The organism is Peribacillus sp. B2I2 (assembly GCF_041261685.1).
Classification (GTDB): Bacteria; Bacillota; Bacilli; order Bacillales; family DSM-1321; genus Peribacillus.
Map to the genome: position 1 here is coordinate 2,362,488 of NZ_JBGCCB010000001.1, position 17,921 is coordinate 2,380,408.

Sequence of the window (17,921 nt, forward strand, 5' to 3'; positions counted from 1 at the left end):
ATGGAACGAATCGTTCATGTTGAGAAGTTAAGAATGAAATTTCCAGGTGATGAGTCATTGATTTTCAAGGACTTATCCGTCTCATTTGATAAAGGTGAAAAAGTTCTATTGTTGGGACCATCAGGATGTGGTAAGTCGACTCTTTTGCAAGTATTAAGCGGATTGATTCCGAATTCCATCGAAGTTCCGATGAAGGCGGAAGAATTGAAGTGTCCTTCTTCATGGGGATATGTTTTTCAAGACCCTGATAGTCAGTTTTGCATGCCGTTTGCTGATGAGGAAATTGCCTTCGTCCTTGAGAATCTTTCCGTCCCTAAAAAAGAAATGAAAGAGAAGATCCAAAAACATATCCGTGAGGTAGGATTGAATCTAGACGATATCCATACAAGTATTGATACATTATCAGGCGGGATGAAACAGCGTCTGGCCATTGCTTCAGTATTGGCCCTTGAACCGGAAGTGATATTTTTAGATGAACCAACCGCCATGCTCGATCCGGAAGGAACAAAAGAAATCTGGGACTTGTTGAAGGGAGTCGGACGAGACAAGACGGTTATTATCGTGGAACATAAAATTGATCATGTTTTAGAATTCATCGAACGAATCGTGCTTTTTAATGATGACGGTCAAATCATAGCTGATGGTCCAAAAGATACCATTCTTTCCCTATATAAAAATGAAATGAAAGAACATGGAATTTGGTTCCCAGGTGTTTGGGATGAGTATGTACATGACCATGAGCTCATTCGTGAAAACCCATTTAGTGTGGGGGCCCCCCTTATTCATGTGCAAGGTTTTAGCGGATTCCGGAAAAAGGAAGCGAAAATCAAGGTTGAGGAGCTGCAGGTCCATTCAGGTGAATGGATTGTAATCAGTGGAGAAAATGGCGCGGGGAAGAGTACTCTTTTACATGCACTGATGCAGTTCATAAAAACGAGTGGTCAGTATGAATTAATGGGGTCCCCTATTAGAAGGGTGAAAAATCTAACGGATCATATGACGTTTGTCTTTCAAAATCCTGAGTTTCAGTTCGTTGCAAATTCTGTATATGAAGAAATTGCTTATTCATTGAGAATTGAAAAAAGGCCGCAACAAGAAATCGAGGAGAGAGTCCAATCATTACTTGGAGTGTTCCGCCTTGAGGCACATCGGGATAAACATCCGTTTCAATTATCAATGGGTCAAAAGCGTCGCTTAAGTGTAGCTGCCTCAATCGTAATAGACAAAAAAATCATTCTCCTGGATGAGCCAACCTTTGGCCAAGATTCGAAAAATACCTTTGCATTACTGGAATGGTTTGAGGAATACCGAAGGCGCGGAACAACAGTGATCATGGTAACTCATGACGATCATATTTCAAACAACTTTGCAACCAGGATCTGGACGGTTAAAGACGGATACGTAATAAGTGATGAAAACATCACGCAATCAGGATTTTTGGAGACAAAAGTTAAAAGGAGTGTCATGTAGATGAATCTTACAAATGCAGAAACATGGCTCCATAAGGTTAATCCAAGCCTTAAACTTTGTGTATTGCTCGTGTTATGCATCGTGGCGCTATTCATTCATGACCTGAATTACATGATGAATATTACCATTGGCGTTTTACTTTTATTTTTGTTTTTTACCGGGCATTCGATAAAACGCATCTTACTTTTGTCGATCCCTTTTTGTTTCATTTTTATATCCACCTCTTCCGCAATGATATTATTCGGGCAAGGTGAAACGGTTTGGTTTGAGTGGGGTCTCATATCGATTTCGGAAGAAAGTTTCATGAGGGGATTACTGGTAGGCTTTCGAGCATTGCTTTTCGCGGCACTAGGTTTAACTTTTTCCTTAACGACGAGACCAGTGAACTTGTTTTATTCCTTAATGCAGCAAGTAAAGCTTAAACCGAAATATGCCTATAGTTTCATGGCGGCATTAAGGCTCATCCCCATCATGATGGAGGAATTTCAAACGATACGAAACGCGATGAAGGTACGTGGTTTCAAAAGGGGAAAAGGGATTAGATCGGTATATTTTAAAATGAAAGCTTATTCCATCCCGTTGTTATCCGGAAGCATCAGACGTGCTCACCGAATCGCGGTTGCGATGGAGGCCAAGCGATTTACAGACACTCGGGATCGAACATACTATTATGAATTTGGGTTTTCAAGAAAGGACCATGGATTCATTCTGTATTTTTTCATCCTGCTGTTGGCTGGGTTTTATCTATCGATTCAATTCCCGTTACTATCTTTGATTTTATGAGATTACAACTTTACTAGTTAGGGGTTCTTAGTATGAATGCACTAGAATTGCATATTATTTCTACTGGGAAACAGCCAATTGAGAAGTTCGTAGAAATCGCTTCTAGGATTCAGGAACATGTTGATTTCTTCTATCTAAGGGAAAAGCACATGAATGCATCAGAACTCTATCGTGCAGTGACCCTATTGCATGATAATAAGATTCCGCTGTCTAAGATCATCATAAATGATCGTGTGGATGTAGCCTGGGTACACAATGTATTTGGTGTGCAATTGGCTTTTCATAGTTTAGATGCAGGAGTCGTAAAAGGAGCATTTCCAGGGATGAGTGTTGGCTGTTCGATCCATTCCATGGATGAAGCGAAAGCCGCTTTCCGTAACGGGGCCGATTACGCGATCTATGGACATGTTTTTGAAACAAATTCAAAACGCGGCCTACCTCCTAAGGGAGTGGAGGAACTTCATGCAATCACAAGAAATGTCAATCTTCCGATTATTGCGATAGGCGGAATAACTCCTTCCAATTGCCAAGTTGTAAAGGATGCGGGCGCACACGGAATTGCGGTCATGTCAGGTGTGCTTGAAGCTGAAAACCCGGTTAGAGCCGTTAAAGAATATTCGAAGTCTTTAGGAAAGGAGACATAAAATGAATTCCATATATGATGCAATCATTGTTGGGGGAGGGGTAATTGGTGGATCCATTGCTTTTCAATTAGCCAAACGAGGTAAAAAGGTCCTTTTATTGGAAAAAGATAGAATTGCCAGTAAAGCATCCAGTGCTGCAGCCGGGATGTTAGGAGCACAAGCCGAATTAGATGCTGATAACCCGCTTTTTAGTTTGGCAAGCCGAAGCAGGGGGATGTTTCCTGCACTGTCGGAAGAATTAAAGGACTTAAGTGGAATTGACATCGAATTAGTGAATAAGGGTATGTTTAAGGTGGCGCTAACGAATGATCAAGTAGCCGAATCGATGGACATGATCAAAGTCCAGCAAGATGCGGGACTAGAGGCGGAATGGTTATCGACTGCCGAAATAAGGAAAATGGAACCACTTCTTTCGGATGAGATTAAGGGAGCCATGTTCATTCCGAAGGATGGACAAGTTTCAGCCACCAGGCTGTCGCTCGCTTTTGCTAAATCTGCAGCTACCCTTGGTGTAGATATAAAGGAATTTGTCCATGTCTCTGATTTATGTACGGAAAACGGATGTGTAAAAGGAGTGGTCACAAATATAGGCGAATTTTCAAGTGAAACTGTAATTGTGGCAAGTGGTGCGTGGAGTGCCTTCCTCCTTGAAAAATCAGGGATAAACCTCGATACATATCCGGTAAAGGGAGAGTGCTTTTCCGTCCTGACTGATCGCCCATTACTTGAAAAAACGATCTTTTCACATGGCTGCTATCTTGTGCCCAAAGTTGGCGGAAGAATCATTGTCGGCGCAACGGTTAAAGCGAACACTTTCGATCAAAAGGTAAGTTTGGAAGGGATTTCAACGTTAATAGAAAAGGCAACGCAATTGCTTCCGGCAATTAAAGGAACCGAGTGGGAAAAGACATGGGCAGGTATACGTCCCCAAACAGGGGATGGATTGCCATATTTTGGTGAACACCCAGCATGCAAAGGACTTTTCATTGCAACGGGGCACTTCAGGAATGGCATCCTGCTTTCTCCAATTACAGGTGTACTTATAGCGGATATGGTGGAAAGGAAGACAAATCCTGAATGGTCCGCTTTTCGATTGGATCGTTCGATACAGACCCTTTTTTCTTAATGGAGGTGGATGAATTGGAATTGATTATTAACGGGGAAAAAATACGGATACCTGCTGATGAATCAACAGTTACAGCGCTTTTGAAACACTTTAATTTACATCAAAAAGTAGTGATCGTTGAATTGAATGATGAAATATTAACAAAAGAAAATCTAAGTGAAACACTTTTGTCAAATGGAGACAAGGTCGAGATTGTACATTTTGTAGGAGGCGGATGAAATGTTAAAGATAGGTTCTTATGAATTTTCTTCAAGGTTATTATTAGGTACTGGGAAATATCCGAATTTCGATGTTCAAAAGCAATCAGTGGAGGTTTCAGAGACGGAAATATTAACGTTTGCGGTCCGGAGAATGAACATTTTTGAAGCCAGTCAGCCTAATTTCTTAGAAAAGCTTGATTTGAAAAAATATACACTCCTTCCCAATACAGCAGGAGCTAAAACGGCTAAAGAAGCAGTGCGTATAGCCCACCTTGCGAAGGCTTCAGGTTTATGTGACATGATTAAGGTAGAAGTCATCGGCTGTCAAAAAACCCTTCTGCCCGATCCGATTGAAACATTGAAAGCTGCTGAAGAATTAGTGAAACTGGGATTCACTGTATTACCCTATACCTCGGATGATGTGTTGCTTGCTAAACGCCTGGAAAAAGTGGGATGTCATGCAATCATGCCTGGTGCTTCACCGATTGGCTCTGGTCAAGGCATTATAAACCCACTGAACTTACGATTCATCATCGAACAATCAGAGATTCCGGTTATTGTTGACGCAGGGATTGGAACGCCCTCCGATGCGGCAATCGCCATGGAATTAGGGGCGGATGGCGTATTGCTTAACACTGCAGTCTCCGGAGCAAAAGACCCCGTCAAAATGGCGAAAGCAATGAAGCTTGCCATTGAAGCAGGTCGATTAGGGTATGAAGCAGGAAGAATTGAAAAAAATGAATACGCCATTGCAAGCAGTCCAGTTGAAGGAATGAGCATTGGATGAATGAACGTTATTCACGTCAAGAACTTTTTGGCCCTATAGGGGAAGAAGGGCAATTGAAAATTCGCAAAAAACACGTTTTAGTGATTGGAGCGGGTGCTCTTGGTACAGGAAGTGCGGAAGGCCTTGTACGAGCAGGAATTGGGAAGCTGACCATTGTAGACAGGGATTATGTGGAGTGGAGTAACCTTCAAAGACAACAGCTTTATTGTGAAGAAGATGCTGAAAAAAGAATACCGAAAGCAGTGGCAGCGAAGAATCGTTTGAATGCTTTAAATTCAGATGTTACCGTAACATCGCTTGTGGCGGATGTCTCGGTTGATGAATTGGCGAAGCTCGTTGAAGACGTGGATTTAATATTGGATGCCACTGATAATTTCGATACCAGGATGATCATTAATGATAGTGCACAAAAATATAAAATACCCTGGATTTACGGAGCGTGTGTTGGGAGTTATGGGATAAGTTACACGGTGATTCCAGAGGTGACCCCATGTTTGAATTGTTTGCTTGAAACGGTTCCAATTGGAGGGCTGACCTGTGATACGGCTGGGATCATAAGCCCTGCCGTTCAAACGGTCGTTGCCCATCAAATGGCGGAAGCATTAAAAATCCTTGTCGAAGATTATGCATCTCTTAGAAACAAGATCGTATCATTCGACCTTTGGAAAAATGAGTACTCGTCCATTGATGTAACGAAATTAAAAAAAGACAGTTGTTTGTCATGCGGGGAAAATCGTACTTATCCACATCTTTCCTTTTCAAATCAAACAAAGACTGCCGTATTATGCGGGAGGGATTCTGTCCAGATCCGGCCGGCGATGAAACTTGAAAGAGACCTAGCGGAACTGGAAAAAAATCTTCTTGCACAAGGTGGGAAAATCGTTAGAAATCCTTATTTACTTTCATTTACGAACGGAAACCATCGGTTGGTTATTTTTAAAGATGGACGGGCCTTGATCCATGGAACTAAAGATATTGCAGAAGCCAAAACATTATATCATCGTTATGTTGGGTGAAGAAAACGAGAATGGAACTGACCTGATATGAACAAGCGTATTAATGAAAGAAGTGCCAAATGAATTTGGCATTATAATAGGAAGTTATCGAACATTCTTCTTGCGACTTGATTGCAGTGAAAACATAAAACGAAAGCGGTGTCTGCCTTTAAGGGCGGCACCGCTTCGCTTTGGATCGATTATATAAGCAGCTTACATATCATGACTGCTATTATGCTTCTGACGGGAGTGCTGTCTATTTTTTACCTTATGAGAACCGCTTAACGGTGCAGGTTGACCTGGGTTATTTCCTTTAGGTGCATTTTTTCGAATATCTTTACCATCATTTTTGTTCATGTGCGATCCCTCCTACTACTTAAGATAATCAGTCCGTGAAATTTTATTCACATACATATATTTGCAAACCTCGTACATGCTATGGATGGACACTATATTTAAGGAGCTGAACACAAATGCAGGATAAACAGGATAAGCGAAGGACTTTCCAGGAAGCCCAGCAAAGTTATCAACAAGTATTTGATGTATACTCATCGATCGAGAAAAACGCACCGAATTATGGAACGGAATTGAAACATGTGAAGCAGGAAGTGAATGAGGCCTATCAGCAAATACAATCTGCTTTAGTCACCGCTTCCGAGCATCAGAGAGAACAATTGAAGCAATTCGAGCAGGATATTCAGGCTATCGTCAATGAGGTCAATTCAGAGGACTATTGAGTGCCTAGGTCTATCGGGATTTTCCTGATTTTTATAATGGAATAGGCTTTTTGAAAAGAGCAGTACATCTGCAATTTCAAAAAGCCTATCCTATTTAAAGCCTAGAAAAGAGGGAAATCATTGGTTTTTCTTTCTTTTTTTATTATTTTGCCTTTGCATTTCCGATAATGGGGGTTCATTTCCCAGTTCATCATTGTAACCTGCTCCATTACCTTGCGCTTTTGCAGCATTCATTCCTGGTATAACATGATTTGCCTTTTGTTTTGACATTTCGACACCTCCACCCATAGAATGTGATAATGCTGAATGATTATGTATGTATGACTAATATGTTTTACTGGTATAATTTATCAGGTCATAAATGGTAGTATTTTCAATGAAAAGCACGTTAGTAAGGCTTCCTAAATGCACTTTAACATGTGGGGGATTTTTTTCTATAAGAGAAACTTATCAAAAACAATAACTTTCTTGTTATTTACTTATACTCATTTCTATATTAGTATTAAGTTGAAGGAAGAGTTAGGGTGGGAGAAGAGAGAGAAAATTCGACAAACTAACTTTTTTATTTATATTTATAGTAAACATGGTTTCAGTGAACCAGGTTTTACTTTTATGTGCAGAATAAGTTCTGACAGTTTAATAGGGGGTAATATTCATGACGAAAAATGACGTATACCAAGCGCGTAAGTCCTTTGAAATTGAAGGAAAACGCTACAACTACTACAGCCTAGACGCTATTGAAACAGCAGGGGATGGCCAAGTATCACGCCTTCCATATTCCATCAAAGTATTACTTGAAGCGGTACTTCGCCAAGTAGACGGAAGAGTTATCACAAAAGAACACGTTGCGAACCTTGCTAAATGGGGAACAAGCGAGCAACAAGATATAGATGTTCCGTTCAAGCCATCACGTGTAATCCTACAAGATTTCACTGGTGTTCCAGTTGTTGTGGATTTAGCTTCTTTACGTAATGCTTTCGCAGCACTTGGTGGAGATCCAGACAAAATCAACCCGGAAATTCCGGTTGACCTTGTAATTGACCACTCTGTACAAGTTGATAAAGCAGGTACAATGGATTCCCTTGATGCCAATATGGATCTTGAATTCGAACGTAATGCAGAGCGTTATCAGTTCCTAAGCTGGGCTCAAAAATCATTCAACAACTATCGTGCAGTTCCACCGGCAACTGGTATCGTTCACCAAGTTAACCTTGAGTACCTTGCGAACGTGGTTCATGCTGTTGAAACTCCAAACGGTGACTTTGAAGTGTTCCCTGATTCTGTTTTCGGTACAGATTCACATACTACAATGATCAACGGTATTGGTGTTCTTGGTTGGGGTGTCGGCGGTATCGAAGCAGAAGCAGGCATGCTAGGACAACCTTCTTACTTCCCGGTTCCAAAAGTAGTTGGAGTTAAATTGACTGGCCAACTTCCTAAAGGTACAACAGCTACTGACCTTGCATTGAAAGTGACACAAGTTCTTCGTGCACACGGCGTAGTTGGTAAATTTGTTGAGTTCTACGGCCCTGGAGTAGGATACCTTCCACTTGCTGACCGTGCAACAATCGCTAACATGGCTCCTGAATACGGTGCTACAGTTGGTTTCTTCCCTGTTGATGCAGAAGCGATCGATTACATGCGTTTAACAGGCCGTGATGAAAAACAAATTAAAGTGGTTGAATCTTACTGCAAAGAAAATGGATTGTTCTACTCTCCTGAAAACGAAGATCCAGCATACAATGATGTTGTGGAAATCGACCTTTCAGCAATTGAACCAAACCTTTCAGGCCCTAAACGCCCGCAAGATTTGATTCCACTTTCTCAAATGAAATCATCTTTCCATGACGCTATCAATGCACCTATGGGCAACCAAGGTTTTGGCATGGACAATTCCGAATTGGATAAAGAAGTAACTGTTAAATTTGCCGATGGTAAAGAAACGGTAATGAAAACAGGTGCGATTGCAATTGCTGCAATCACAAGCTGTACGAACACTTCTAACCCGTACGTAATGCTTGGAGCAGGTCTTATTGCTAAAAAAGCAGTTGAAAAAGGCTTGACTGTTCCGGAGTATGTAAAAACATCATTGGCACCAGGTTCTAAAGTTGTTACTGGTTACCTTCGTGATGCAGGTCTTCAACCATACCTTGATCAATTAGGATTCAACGTAGTTGGTTACGGCTGTACAACATGTATCGGTAACTCAGGTCCATTGGCGGACGAAATCGAAGCAGCAGTTGCTGAAGCAGATCTTCTAGTAACTTCAGTACTTTCCGGTAACCGTAACTTTGAAGGTCGTATTCATCCACTAGTGAAAGCAAACTATCTTGCTTCTCCAACTTTGGTTGTTGCATATGCACTTGCTGGTACTGTGGACTTCGATCTTAACAATGATTCACTTGGTAAAGACAAAGATGGTAACGATGTATATCTTGCTGATATCTGGCCATCACAAGAAGAAGTTAACGCTGCTGTTAAAGCAACAGTTACACCGGAATTATTCCGTAAAGAATACGAAACAGTATTCAACGATAACAAACGTTGGAATGAAATCCAAACAAGCAACGAAGCGATTTATGCTTTCGATTCTAAATCAACATATATTCAAAATCCTCCATTCTTTGAAGGATTATCACCAGAACCAGGTTCAGTTAACCCACTTTCCGGTTTGCGTGTAGTAGGTAAATTCGGTGACTCAGTTACAACTGACCACATTTCTCCTGCAGGTGCAATCGGTAAAGATACACCAGCTGGTATCTACCTACGTGAAAACGGTGTAAAACCGCGTGACTTTAACTCTTACGGTTCTCGTCGTGGTAACCACGAAGCGATGATGCGCGGAACGTTCGCAAACATCCGTATCCGTAACCAAGTTGCTCCAGGTACAGAAGGTGGATACACAACTTACTGGCCAACAGGCGATGTAATGGCTATCTATGATGCTTGTATGAAGTACAAAGCTGATGGAACAGGTCTTGCAGTCATCGCTGGTAAAGACTATGGTATGGGAAGCTCTCGTGACTGGGCTGCGAAAGGTACTAACCTTCTTGGCATCAAAACAGTCATCGCTGAAAGCTTTGAACGTATTCACCGTTCTAACCTTGCGTTAATGGGTGTTCTTCCACTTCAATTCAAAGAAGGCGAAAACGCTGAAACACTTGGATTGACAGGTAAAGAAGCGATTGCAGTTAAAATCGACGAAACGGTTAAACCACGTGATATCGTAACAGTTACTGCTACTGATGAAGCTGGAAACGTAAAAGAATTTGATGTACTTGTTCGTTTCGATTCCGAAATCGAAATCGATTACTACCGTCACGGTGGTATCCTTCAAATGGTATTACGCAATAAATTAAAAGGCTAATTTCTGCTTAGGAAGCGGTAAACCTACTTGATAGGTTTACCGCTTTTTTTGTGTCAAGTTTATGAAAACAGGGGATAACATGATAAGATGATAGGAATTTTACTTTTCCGACTGTCCATTTATTGATAAGATGGAATACGGAAGTAGTTCTATTTCTGGAAATGGACTAATATTTTTATTGTGATGGGACTAGGGGGACGAGTATGCTTAAAAAAATTATTGCCTCGGTTGTCTTACTGTCACTCTTTACGATAGCGATCGTGCAGGCGATGGATAATGAACCGAAGGAAAATGATGAAAAAGATTCACTGGGCGGATTGAAAATTGGAGCTAAAGCACCGAATTTCTCCCTGAAAACTTTGGATGGGAAACAAGTTGAATTATCGGATTATAAGGGGAAAAAGGTAATGCTGAATTTTTGGGCAACGTGGTGCCCGCCTTGTAAGAAGGAAATGCCGGATATGGAGAAATATACACAACAAGCGGGTGATGATGTTGTTGTTCTTGCTGTCAATATAGACCCGGAAAATGATGTACAATCCTTTGTAGACAATAATGGAATTACTTTTACCATACCGCTGGATAGTCAAAGTGCAAAAAATCCAGTGAATGAGCGCTATAAGATTCTTAGTATTCCGACAACTTACTTCATCGACAAAAAAGGCATTATCAGGAACAAGGTAATTTCAGCCATGCAACTTAAAGATATGGAACGTAACATCAATAGCATGCAATAGCGAAACCTTTTTGAGGTTCTGTTAGTTTGTCTACAAAAGGTGGCTTGGAATGGTCATATCCCAAACCACTTTCACGATTCTTTGACTACGCAATCATAAATGAAAGAAAAATCAATGGCAGCTTCCATTTTTCGGATACATGGTTCGGGGACACAATATAGTCTAAAGCGAGGATCTCATTTGGTATCATTGGATATTATCATATTGGTTACCTCGAGGGGATTATTACTTAAATCAAAATTTGGTTCTACTCCATGACCTTTTCTGATTTAAATGGGTTGAAATAAACCCTCACAAGATTGAATAATATTTGCGACACTCCTTCTGAATAGCTGGCTAGCCAAGACCCCACAGACGCTTGCGGCGAGGCAGAAAGTCGGCGGAAAGGGAGCGGATTTCTCTTCAACAAACTCTAGGTAAACTCAATATTCTTCGAGATTGAATATGCTCCAGCGGAACCTTTATGAGGTTCCGTTTTTTGTAATGTTAACAAAGTTGTCAAAAGTTAATGGAAAAATCAAAAAAATTAAAAAAATATGGTTAATGTTCATGAAAAAAGGGTTAAAGTATAGAGAGTGTAGTAATGGATTTTTTATCGGAATAAAAATCTGATAATTATGACAATTTATGGATTGCAACCATATAGTCATAATTTTACATTAATTTGGCAATGCTGAATAATATACTAAAAATAAGTAGGTGAAAACCATGAAAAAAAGAAAAAGGACATTTGAAGAATTAATTAAAGAAAACAAAAAAGAATTGCTGATGGACCTGGAACAAATGGAAAGACTTGAGGAACGTCTTGAAAAAAAACATATGCAAAAGGCTGAATAAGTTTTGCAAAATATTTCGAAATAAGAGTCAGTGCCATGAAGGTCCCTTCAAAGTGCTGGCTCTTTTTTTTGGATTTTTCAAAAACTGGCATTCATGAATTTCCTCATTTATATCCATGATAAGAGAAGGAGGCGATAGAATGGGTAATCCAAAAAAAGATTCCAAACACTTTAGACCAAGCCATCTGGGGACACAACCAATAGCAGCAGGTGGGAATAACGGGAAGAAAATGCAGGACAAATCAGGGAAACATCCTCAAGTCATTCAAACTAAAGGTGAGTAATCAAGGGATTTTATAAAGTAATCGTAATAATATTATGTAAACAAAATAACATGAGGTGAAATTGATGGGCTCATATAAGCACAATCAGGATAACCGTTTGGATAATGTTGAAAAAATTCAAGATGCGATTCAAAATACAGAAGAAAACATAGTCGCAGCAAATGAAACGTTATCATTCTCTTCAGGGGCGGAAAAAGAGGCAATTAAGGACAAAAATGAACGAAGAAGAAAGAGCATTGATGGGATGAAGGAAGAAATGCAAGAAGAGCAAGAAGCACGGGAAAGCGGTTATAGTAACGATAATATTTAGCAAATGGGTAATGGGGAGAAAGAGGCGCGAAATCTTTCTCCCCTTCTTTATATTGCGAAGCAGACCGTTGAAACAGCTTAAATGAAATTTGAATAGTTATTATGGTAAAATGTTTATTGCAATAGACATGAAAGTGGGGAAACAAAATGTTCATAGCAGAAAACGAAATTGAAGTGCGGTATGCAGAGACGGATCAAATGGGTGTCGTTTACCATGCGAATTATTTTATATGGATGGAACTGGGCAGGACAAAATTGATAAATGATTTAGGTTTTTATTATGCTGATATGGAAGCGGATGGTATCCTCTCACCTGTTATGGATATTCAGGCTTCGTATAAAACCCCTGTCCGATATGGTGATAAGGTAAAGGTTAAAACCTGGATTGAAAAGTATGACGGCTTACGGGTCATTTATGGATATGAGATCGTTAATGGGAAAAATGAAGTGGCGGCTACAGGTCATTCTTCTCACGTTTGCGTTAAAAAGGAGAGCTTCCGCCCGATATCCATTAAACGCATGTTTCCTGATTGGCATGAGGCCTATGAAAAAAATAAAAAGCAGGATGAATTGGTTTAATAACAATTATTGAGGTGATCAAGAAATGGCTTTTGGGATTAAACGGGTAGACGTCGTAACCTGGAAACAGCGAATCGATCAAGGCCAAATAGCTTTTTTAACTCATTATTGGATCGATGACCGATTTCCTGGTTGCAAGACGGTTACAAAAGTGGGCTGCAAAGATTTAGGGCGTTTATCGGAGTGGGGTAAGAAATATGGCCTTAAAAAAGAGTGGATTCACCACAGGAAGGATGGTTACTCTCATTTCGATCTTCTAGGGGACAAGCAAAAGGAAATTCTTGAGGCAGAAGAAATTAAAGAGCGTCTGCTCGATTGAAACAAGAAAAAACAGCAGTTTACACCGCTGCGCATTGTCAAGCACTTTTTTCATAGTGAAATTCAGGTTCAGACAGTTTTTCGTTAAAGGTAATAATTAAATCATGGCCATCAAAGTACCAGATATCTTTCTCTTCTACATAGAAATTAATCTTATTCAATGTTGTTACGGCTCCTGTAGTTTCTGGTTCTTCTTGCATGATACCTAATGAAAAGCCGCTTTGGACGGAACTATGTCCACCATATCTTACATAAAAGCGCAAATGAGAGCCTTCTTGAAGCCCCAGTTCATCAATATACCACTTAGCTGCTTGATCGGAAATGGTAAGTTTCATAAAATTCTCCTTCCTGAGGTTCGTTATTTAAGTATAAAGTAATTATGAAGTAGATGCGAATAATGTGCGTTTTAGAAAGGAAACAACAATGGAGATCATATATAATATTTGTTTCATAACTCGAAAAATATCCAACGAAGTTGAAGTGTTGATGCTATTTCGCAAAAAGAATCCGAATAGGCATAAATGGAATGGAGTAGGTGGGAAATTAGAACAAGGTGAAACCATCGATGAATCGATGGAGCGCGAAATTCTTGAAGAAACTGGATTGAAGGTCAAGGGGTTGGCCTTTCGAGGGATTGTGACATGGAATCAAACGGGTGGAATGTATGTTTACCGAGCTGAAGATGCCGGGGGCGTGCTTGATGCCTGTGATGAAGGAGAACTTGCCTGGAAGCCATATCAATGGGTTATGGAGGCAGATGAAGTGGTGTCCAATATAAAGTATTATCTAAAAGATATTTTACAGGATGACCCACCACTGGAATTTGCCTGTATCTATGAAAATGAACACTTAATATCCGTCAAAAAGAAGCCTTTGCCTGATTTGGCAAAAGAATTGACTCTCACCATTTGAAAACCGCCCATGTGCGGTTTTTTTGCCGTATTCCGATTAGTAAGCTATATATCAAAAAGTGGCATAGGAGTACTCAAAGGAAGATATATATCATATAAAAAGGATAAAACCGAAAAACTATATGGTATGAAGATATAGCGATAATACCATCTATTTAATTACCTTATATAGTGAATGCTGCTGATTTGCGGAAAACGGAGCTGTTAAAAGGGAGTAGGGATATGGTGTTGCTTTCATTATTATCATTATTAGCCTAAAAGGATATGTAAGGGTATGAGATGATTGTAAAGCTCAAACAGTTATTAAGTGATGGTTATTTACATTATAAAGAAGGGATGCTTTACCCAGCTTTAAAAAGGCGGGAAGAGAAAGAGAAATTAAAAAGACTTGTGGGATTCTTTAGAAGGATCGAACAATGGAAGGAATGGAACGGATTTCAATAACTAATCAGTAAGGTCGTTTCCAAAACATATGGACACACAAAAATAGCTGCAGATTCCTGCAGCTATTTTGTATTTTCTTTTGCTTCAGCTTCTGCAAGCTTTCTCAGCAAGATTGGGGTAGGCATATGCATGATTTGCTCTAAAGGCAAGTTAAGCGACTTGGATAACTTTAATGCCGTTTCCGGTGATATTTGCAATGGCTTCATGGCACTTTCTCCTATCGATGGTTATTAGCTAGTTCCAGTGTAGCCTTTGTTCTACAATTATACAATCCTTACTTGACCATTTCTCGATCAAATAAAATCCATGCTTTACATATGAATGGAAGTTATCGTAAGAATTTTCAGTATATTTTACCTTGACATAGAGTGTGGTTGAAGGCAGAATAGGATAAGTGGTAGTTCGTATGGACTATAAATACCATTTGTAATTCATGTATTTTTATTTAATATAAATAAAACGGGTACAAAGATTCATGTTGATTTGATGGTTAAGATTGGCCTTATCGCGAATTACATGATCAGGGGGATTAGGAAATGGGGATTTTCACGAAAGCTAAGCCGGAAAAAGCAATCTGGCTGCAAAAGGCAAAAGAGACGGATGGTATATTGGATGTAAGCAGTGAACAGGTGAGACTTCAGGTAAATATCATTGATTTAAAAGAATTCGATTTAAAGCTGATTCATGCTTTTAGGGAGGCAATCGAACCTAAGGTCGAAAGTGTTGTGGATTCCTTTTACCAAACGATTCTGCAGGTTCCGGAATTGAAAGGGATAATCACGGAGCACAGTACAGTGGAAAAATTGAGAAAAACGTTAATTTCTCATATGCTATCATTATTCAATGGTGTGATCGACGATGAATTTGTTGCATTGCGAACGAAGGTGGCGAAGACTCATTATCGAATTGGATTAGAGCCACGTTGGTATTCATCCGGTTTTCAAAATGTACAGAATTTTTTGCAAAAGATTGTCTTTGAGCAAACCAAGAATGAAGAAGAGCAGCGTGCATTGATATCAGCGATAGGAAAAATACTCAATCTCGAACAGCAGTTAGTCATTGAAGCCTATGAAGCGGAAAATTTAAAAGCAAGGGAAAATAAATACAAAGAAATCAAGGAGGAAGTGAAAAAGAAAATCTCATTGATTAGTGAAGAAGTACTATTATTAAGTAAAGAAACGGATGTATCCGTTAAACAATTGATAGAAAATGGGCATTTTGTCAAAGCGCAGATCGCAATGCGTGCTAATCTATCACTTCGTTCAAGAACGATAGCTGAAGAGGGTCAGGATCGTATGCAGATCATGACGGAAAAGATACAAAACCTTGTTATATTCATGAAAAATGTTGATGAAAACATCGGTTTGTTAAACCAATCCTTCCTAACCATTACCGAGTTTGTAAAGCTTGTACAGGGGATAGCCGACCAGACAAATTTACTCTCATTGAACTCAGCCATCGAGGCAGCACGTGCAGGTGAACATGGTAAAGGATTTGCAGTTGTTGCGAATGAAGTCAGGAAGCTTGCTGAACAGACTAAAACTTCAATCACTGAAATAGATGCAATCGTCCATACTTCCGGTAAATATATGAAAGAAGTTGTTGAATCAGTCCAAAGGGTCAAGGCGGTCGTTCAAGCAGGAGAGGAAGAATCTGAGTTAACCGAAAAGGCCTTCAATGAAATAATCGGAGTGATCGAAGGGAATATAACGGATTCAAATGAAATGGAAAGGACAATTCAGGAATTAGTATCAGTCATCCAGGAAATCGGAAACTCTACGGAAAAGGTGGCAGGGCATGCCAGTATACTGAATAACACGGCAAATCAACTGTAGAATGGAAATAAGCCCGTTCATAAGGGCTTATTTCGATGGACATTATGATCCTCTTACAACCATTTTACTTTTGGTTCAGTTTTATTGATAATCCGCTTGATGTTTGCACGATGCCGGTAAAAAATGAAAATCGTTAATATACCGATTACAATAATAAGCGGCCAATCCCCGGCATGAAACACTAAACTGTAGATGAGAGCAAGTAGAGAAGCAATCATGGAAGAAAGCGAGACATATTTGGATATGTATAAGGATATAAAGAATATGATAACGGCAAAGACAAAAAACAATGGTTCATAAGCAAGAATGACACCAGCTGAAGTTGCCACCGCTTTCCCGCCACGAAAGTTAGCGAAAATGGGAAACATATGACCGATGACTGCAAAAACGCCGGCTAGCAATAAATGCATTTCCACGCCTAACAAGTACGGAAGAAACGTTGCTAGGGTACCCTTAAGTATATCCATGATGGTAACGGTAAGCCCTGCTTTGACACCTAGTGTCCTGAAGGTATTTGTGCCGCCTAGATTTTTACTGCCATGCTCCCGAATGTCGATTTTGTAAAAGGTTTTACCTATTATTAAACCGGAAGGAATCGAACCGATCAGGTAGGCTGACAGTAGAGTGATAAATGTAAACATTCTATGACCCTTTCTTTAAAGAAAAATCTTCTTTTTTATCACGTTTAAGAAGCTGATTATTCCTTTTTTCAAAAATAAACGTGTAGAAATAGCTAAAAACAGCCTTAAAATACCTGTTAAGCTTCTCTTATTGTAACATTTTCGTGACAAAATGGTACGGCTGTCCAAAAAAAAATCCACTGAAAAAATGAATTTTCCTTGATGATCTTATATCTTTTGATATACGTTAAGTTCATGAAGGGTTAAAGGTTTACGCTTCCTTATTTTCGTGAATATAAATTGATGGAAGCCTCTTTGTATAAATTATTACAATACGTGGTAGTCTGTATGAACAGAAAGACAGTTAAGATAAGTTAAGTGGGTCACACCTTTTCGAAACATATTCTTTCTTGTATAATGGTCTTTCTTAATAAAGGTAATAAACAGCTTTTCTCTTAAATAATACCCGTGTTAAGGAATACTCTATATGCAAATATTACACTTTATTATAAAGGGGATTGAAAAGAATAATGGAGAATCCAAGCAGAGAAGAAATGGGTCAGATGTTGAAAAAATCAAAGCGCATCGCTGTCGTTGGTTTATCAAATAACCCTGAGCGAACTTCTTATATGGTATCAAAGGCCATGCAGGAAAGCGGTTATGAAATCATCCCGGTAAACCCTGCTGTATCTGAAGTGCTAGGTGTCAAGGCTGTAAAAGCCCTGAAAGATATTGAAGGGCACATTGATATCGTCAATGTTTTCCGCCGTTCAGAGTTCCTTCCAGAGATTTCCAAGGAATTTGCAGAAATCGATGCTGATATCTTTTGGGCACAGCTAGGGGTGGAAAATGAAGAAGCCTATAATTTTTTAAAAGAAAAAGGATATACTGTCATCATGAATCGATGCATTAAAGTCGAACACGCCCTTACTAAGTAAA

Annotated in this window: 24 protein-coding genes; 19 read left to right on the forward strand and 5 right to left on the reverse strand. The window is 39.6% G+C overall.

All coding sequences use genetic code 11. The features are described 5' to 3' along the window. From ABIE66_RS11830 to ABIE66_RS11860, 7 genes are read left to right on the forward strand one after another with little or no spacing between them, the layout of a single operon-like run. Positions 1–1,470: an ABC transporter ATP-binding protein gene (locus ABIE66_RS11830; RefSeq protein WP_370014815.1), complete on the forward strand. Its 1,470-nt coding sequence runs from the start codon at positions 1–3 to the stop codon at positions 1,468–1,470. Next, positions 1,471–2,253, forward strand: coding sequence for an energy-coupling factor transporter transmembrane component T family protein (locus ABIE66_RS11835; protein WP_289324842.1), 783 nt, complete (start codon positions 1,471–1,473; stop codon positions 2,251–2,253). 32 nt (positions 2,254–2,285) lie between these two features. Further along, complete coding sequence (gene tenI, locus ABIE66_RS11840; RefSeq protein ID WP_370014816.1) at positions 2,286–2,897, forward strand: thiazole tautomerase TenI; 612 nt, start codon at positions 2,286–2,288, stop codon at positions 2,895–2,897. Between the two features lies 1 nt (position 2,898). Then, on the forward strand, positions 2,899–4,023 hold the full coding sequence (gene thiO / locus ABIE66_RS11845) for a glycine oxidase ThiO (RefSeq protein ID WP_370014817.1): 1,125 nt from the start codon (positions 2,899–2,901) through the stop codon (positions 4,021–4,023). Between the two features lie 14 nt (positions 4,024–4,037). After that, entirely contained in the window at positions 4,038–4,241 is a 204-nt protein-coding gene (thiS, locus tag ABIE66_RS11850; protein WP_370014818.1) for a sulfur carrier protein ThiS, read from the forward strand. A 1-nt stretch (position 4,242) separates the two neighbouring features. Next, on the forward strand, positions 4,243–5,010 hold the full coding sequence (locus ABIE66_RS11855; protein WP_370014819.1) for a thiazole synthase: 768 nt from the start codon (positions 4,243–4,245) through the stop codon (positions 5,008–5,010). Beyond that, positions 5,007–6,026, forward strand: coding sequence for a thiazole biosynthesis adenylyltransferase ThiF (locus ABIE66_RS11860; protein WP_370014820.1), 1,020 nt, complete (start codon positions 5,007–5,009; stop codon positions 6,024–6,026). Before ABIE66_RS11855 ends, ABIE66_RS11860 begins: the two co-directional genes overlap by 4 nt. Positions 6,027–6,218: 192 nt before the next feature. Here the strand turns inward: ABIE66_RS11860 and ABIE66_RS11865 are convergent, their stop codons facing one another. Continuing rightward, positions 6,219–6,362 carry a small acid-soluble spore protein P gene (locus ABIE66_RS11865; RefSeq protein WP_083450736.1) on the reverse strand — a complete coding sequence of 48 codons (144 nt, stop codon included), beginning with the start codon at positions 6,360–6,362 and terminating at the stop codon, positions 6,219–6,221. A 116-nt stretch (positions 6,363–6,478) separates the two neighbouring features. Here ABIE66_RS11865 and ABIE66_RS11870 point away from each other — a divergent pair, with 116 nt between their 5' ends. After that, positions 6,479–6,742, forward strand: a complete 264-nt coding sequence (locus ABIE66_RS11870; protein ID WP_061462981.1) for a hypothetical protein — start codon at positions 6,479–6,481, stop codon at positions 6,740–6,742. A gap of 117 nt (positions 6,743–6,859) precedes the next feature. Here ABIE66_RS11870 and sspO read toward each other — a convergent pair whose 3' ends face one another. Continuing rightward, positions 6,860–7,012 (reverse strand): small acid-soluble spore protein O, encoded by a 153-nt coding sequence (gene sspO, locus ABIE66_RS11875; RefSeq protein ID WP_370014822.1) that lies wholly within the window; start codon positions 7,010–7,012, stop codon positions 6,860–6,862. A 385-nt stretch (positions 7,013–7,397) separates the two neighbouring features. On the opposite strand from sspO, the gene acnA reads away from it, so the two are divergent. The 7 genes from acnA to ABIE66_RS11910 all read left to right on the forward strand — a co-directional run bounded on the left by acnA (position 7,398) and on the right by ABIE66_RS11910 (position 13,173). Next, entirely contained in the window at positions 7,398–10,109 is a 2,712-nt protein-coding gene (acnA, locus tag ABIE66_RS11880; RefSeq protein WP_370014823.1) for an aconitate hydratase AcnA, read from the forward strand. Positions 10,110–10,312: 203 nt separating this feature from the next. Further along, positions 10,313–10,846 carry a TlpA disulfide reductase family protein gene (locus ABIE66_RS11885; RefSeq protein ID WP_370014824.1) on the forward strand — a complete coding sequence of 178 codons (534 nt, stop codon included), beginning with the start codon at positions 10,313–10,315 and terminating at the stop codon, positions 10,844–10,846. A gap of 708 nt (positions 10,847–11,554) precedes the next feature. Next, complete coding sequence (locus ABIE66_RS11890; RefSeq protein ID WP_289324852.1) at positions 11,555–11,683, forward strand: FbpB family small basic protein; 129 nt, start codon at positions 11,555–11,557, stop codon at positions 11,681–11,683. Positions 11,684–11,822: 139 nt separating this feature from the next. Further along, positions 11,823–11,966: an acid-soluble spore protein N gene (locus tag ABIE66_RS11895; RefSeq protein ID WP_057275900.1), complete on the forward strand. Its 144-nt coding sequence runs from the start codon at positions 11,823–11,825 to the stop codon at positions 11,964–11,966. Between the two features lie 64 nt (positions 11,967–12,030). Further along, positions 12,031–12,276 carry a small acid-soluble spore protein Tlp gene (tlp, locus tag ABIE66_RS11900; protein ID WP_289324853.1) on the forward strand — a complete coding sequence of 82 codons (246 nt, stop codon included), beginning with the start codon at positions 12,031–12,033 and terminating at the stop codon, positions 12,274–12,276. A gap of 146 nt (positions 12,277–12,422) precedes the next feature. Continuing rightward, positions 12,423–12,854 carry an acyl-CoA thioesterase gene (locus ABIE66_RS11905; protein WP_289316625.1) on the forward strand — a complete coding sequence of 144 codons (432 nt, stop codon included), beginning with the start codon at positions 12,423–12,425 and terminating at the stop codon, positions 12,852–12,854. 25 nt (positions 12,855–12,879) lie between these two features. After that, positions 12,880–13,173 carry a hypothetical protein gene (locus ABIE66_RS11910; RefSeq protein ID WP_289316624.1) on the forward strand — a complete coding sequence of 98 codons (294 nt, stop codon included), beginning with the start codon at positions 12,880–12,882 and terminating at the stop codon, positions 13,171–13,173. 37 nt (positions 13,174–13,210) lie between these two features. Here ABIE66_RS11910 and ABIE66_RS11915 read toward each other — a convergent pair whose 3' ends face one another. After that, positions 13,211–13,507, reverse strand: coding sequence for a HesB/YadR/YfhF family protein (locus ABIE66_RS11915; protein WP_370014826.1), 297 nt, complete (start codon positions 13,505–13,507; stop codon positions 13,211–13,213). A gap of 88 nt (positions 13,508–13,595) precedes the next feature. On the opposite strand from ABIE66_RS11915, the gene ABIE66_RS11920 reads away from it, so the two are divergent. Both ABIE66_RS11920 and ABIE66_RS11925 read left to right on the forward strand, forming a co-directional pair. Then, positions 13,596–14,084: an NUDIX hydrolase gene (locus ABIE66_RS11920; protein WP_289324855.1), complete on the forward strand. Its 489-nt coding sequence runs from the start codon at positions 13,596–13,598 to the stop codon at positions 14,082–14,084. Between the two features lie 278 nt (positions 14,085–14,362). Next, positions 14,363–14,527, forward strand: coding sequence for a hypothetical protein (locus ABIE66_RS11925; RefSeq protein WP_370014828.1), 165 nt, complete (start codon positions 14,363–14,365; stop codon positions 14,525–14,527). A 62-nt stretch (positions 14,528–14,589) separates the two neighbouring features. Here ABIE66_RS11925 and ABIE66_RS11930 read toward each other — a convergent pair whose 3' ends face one another. Beyond that, positions 14,590–14,733: a YycC family protein gene (locus tag ABIE66_RS11930; protein WP_207438196.1), complete on the reverse strand. Its 144-nt coding sequence runs from the start codon at positions 14,731–14,733 to the stop codon at positions 14,590–14,592. 330 nt (positions 14,734–15,063) lie between these two features. Here ABIE66_RS11930 and ABIE66_RS11935 point away from each other — a divergent pair, with 330 nt between their 5' ends. Continuing rightward, positions 15,064–16,362: a protoglobin domain-containing protein gene (locus tag ABIE66_RS11935; RefSeq protein ID WP_370014831.1), complete on the forward strand. Its 1,299-nt coding sequence runs from the start codon at positions 15,064–15,066 to the stop codon at positions 16,360–16,362. A gap of 53 nt (positions 16,363–16,415) precedes the next feature. On the opposite strand, the gene plsY is transcribed toward ABIE66_RS11935, so the two are convergent. Further along, positions 16,416–17,003, reverse strand: a complete 588-nt coding sequence (gene plsY, locus ABIE66_RS11940) for a glycerol-3-phosphate 1-O-acyltransferase PlsY (RefSeq protein WP_289316620.1) — start codon at positions 17,001–17,003, stop codon at positions 16,416–16,418. Between the two features lie 509 nt (positions 17,004–17,512). Here plsY and ABIE66_RS11945 point away from each other — a divergent pair. Further along, positions 17,513–17,920, forward strand: a complete 408-nt coding sequence (locus ABIE66_RS11945; protein ID WP_370017028.1) for a CoA-binding protein — start codon at positions 17,513–17,515, stop codon at positions 17,918–17,920. Position 17,921 lies beyond the last annotated feature (1 nt).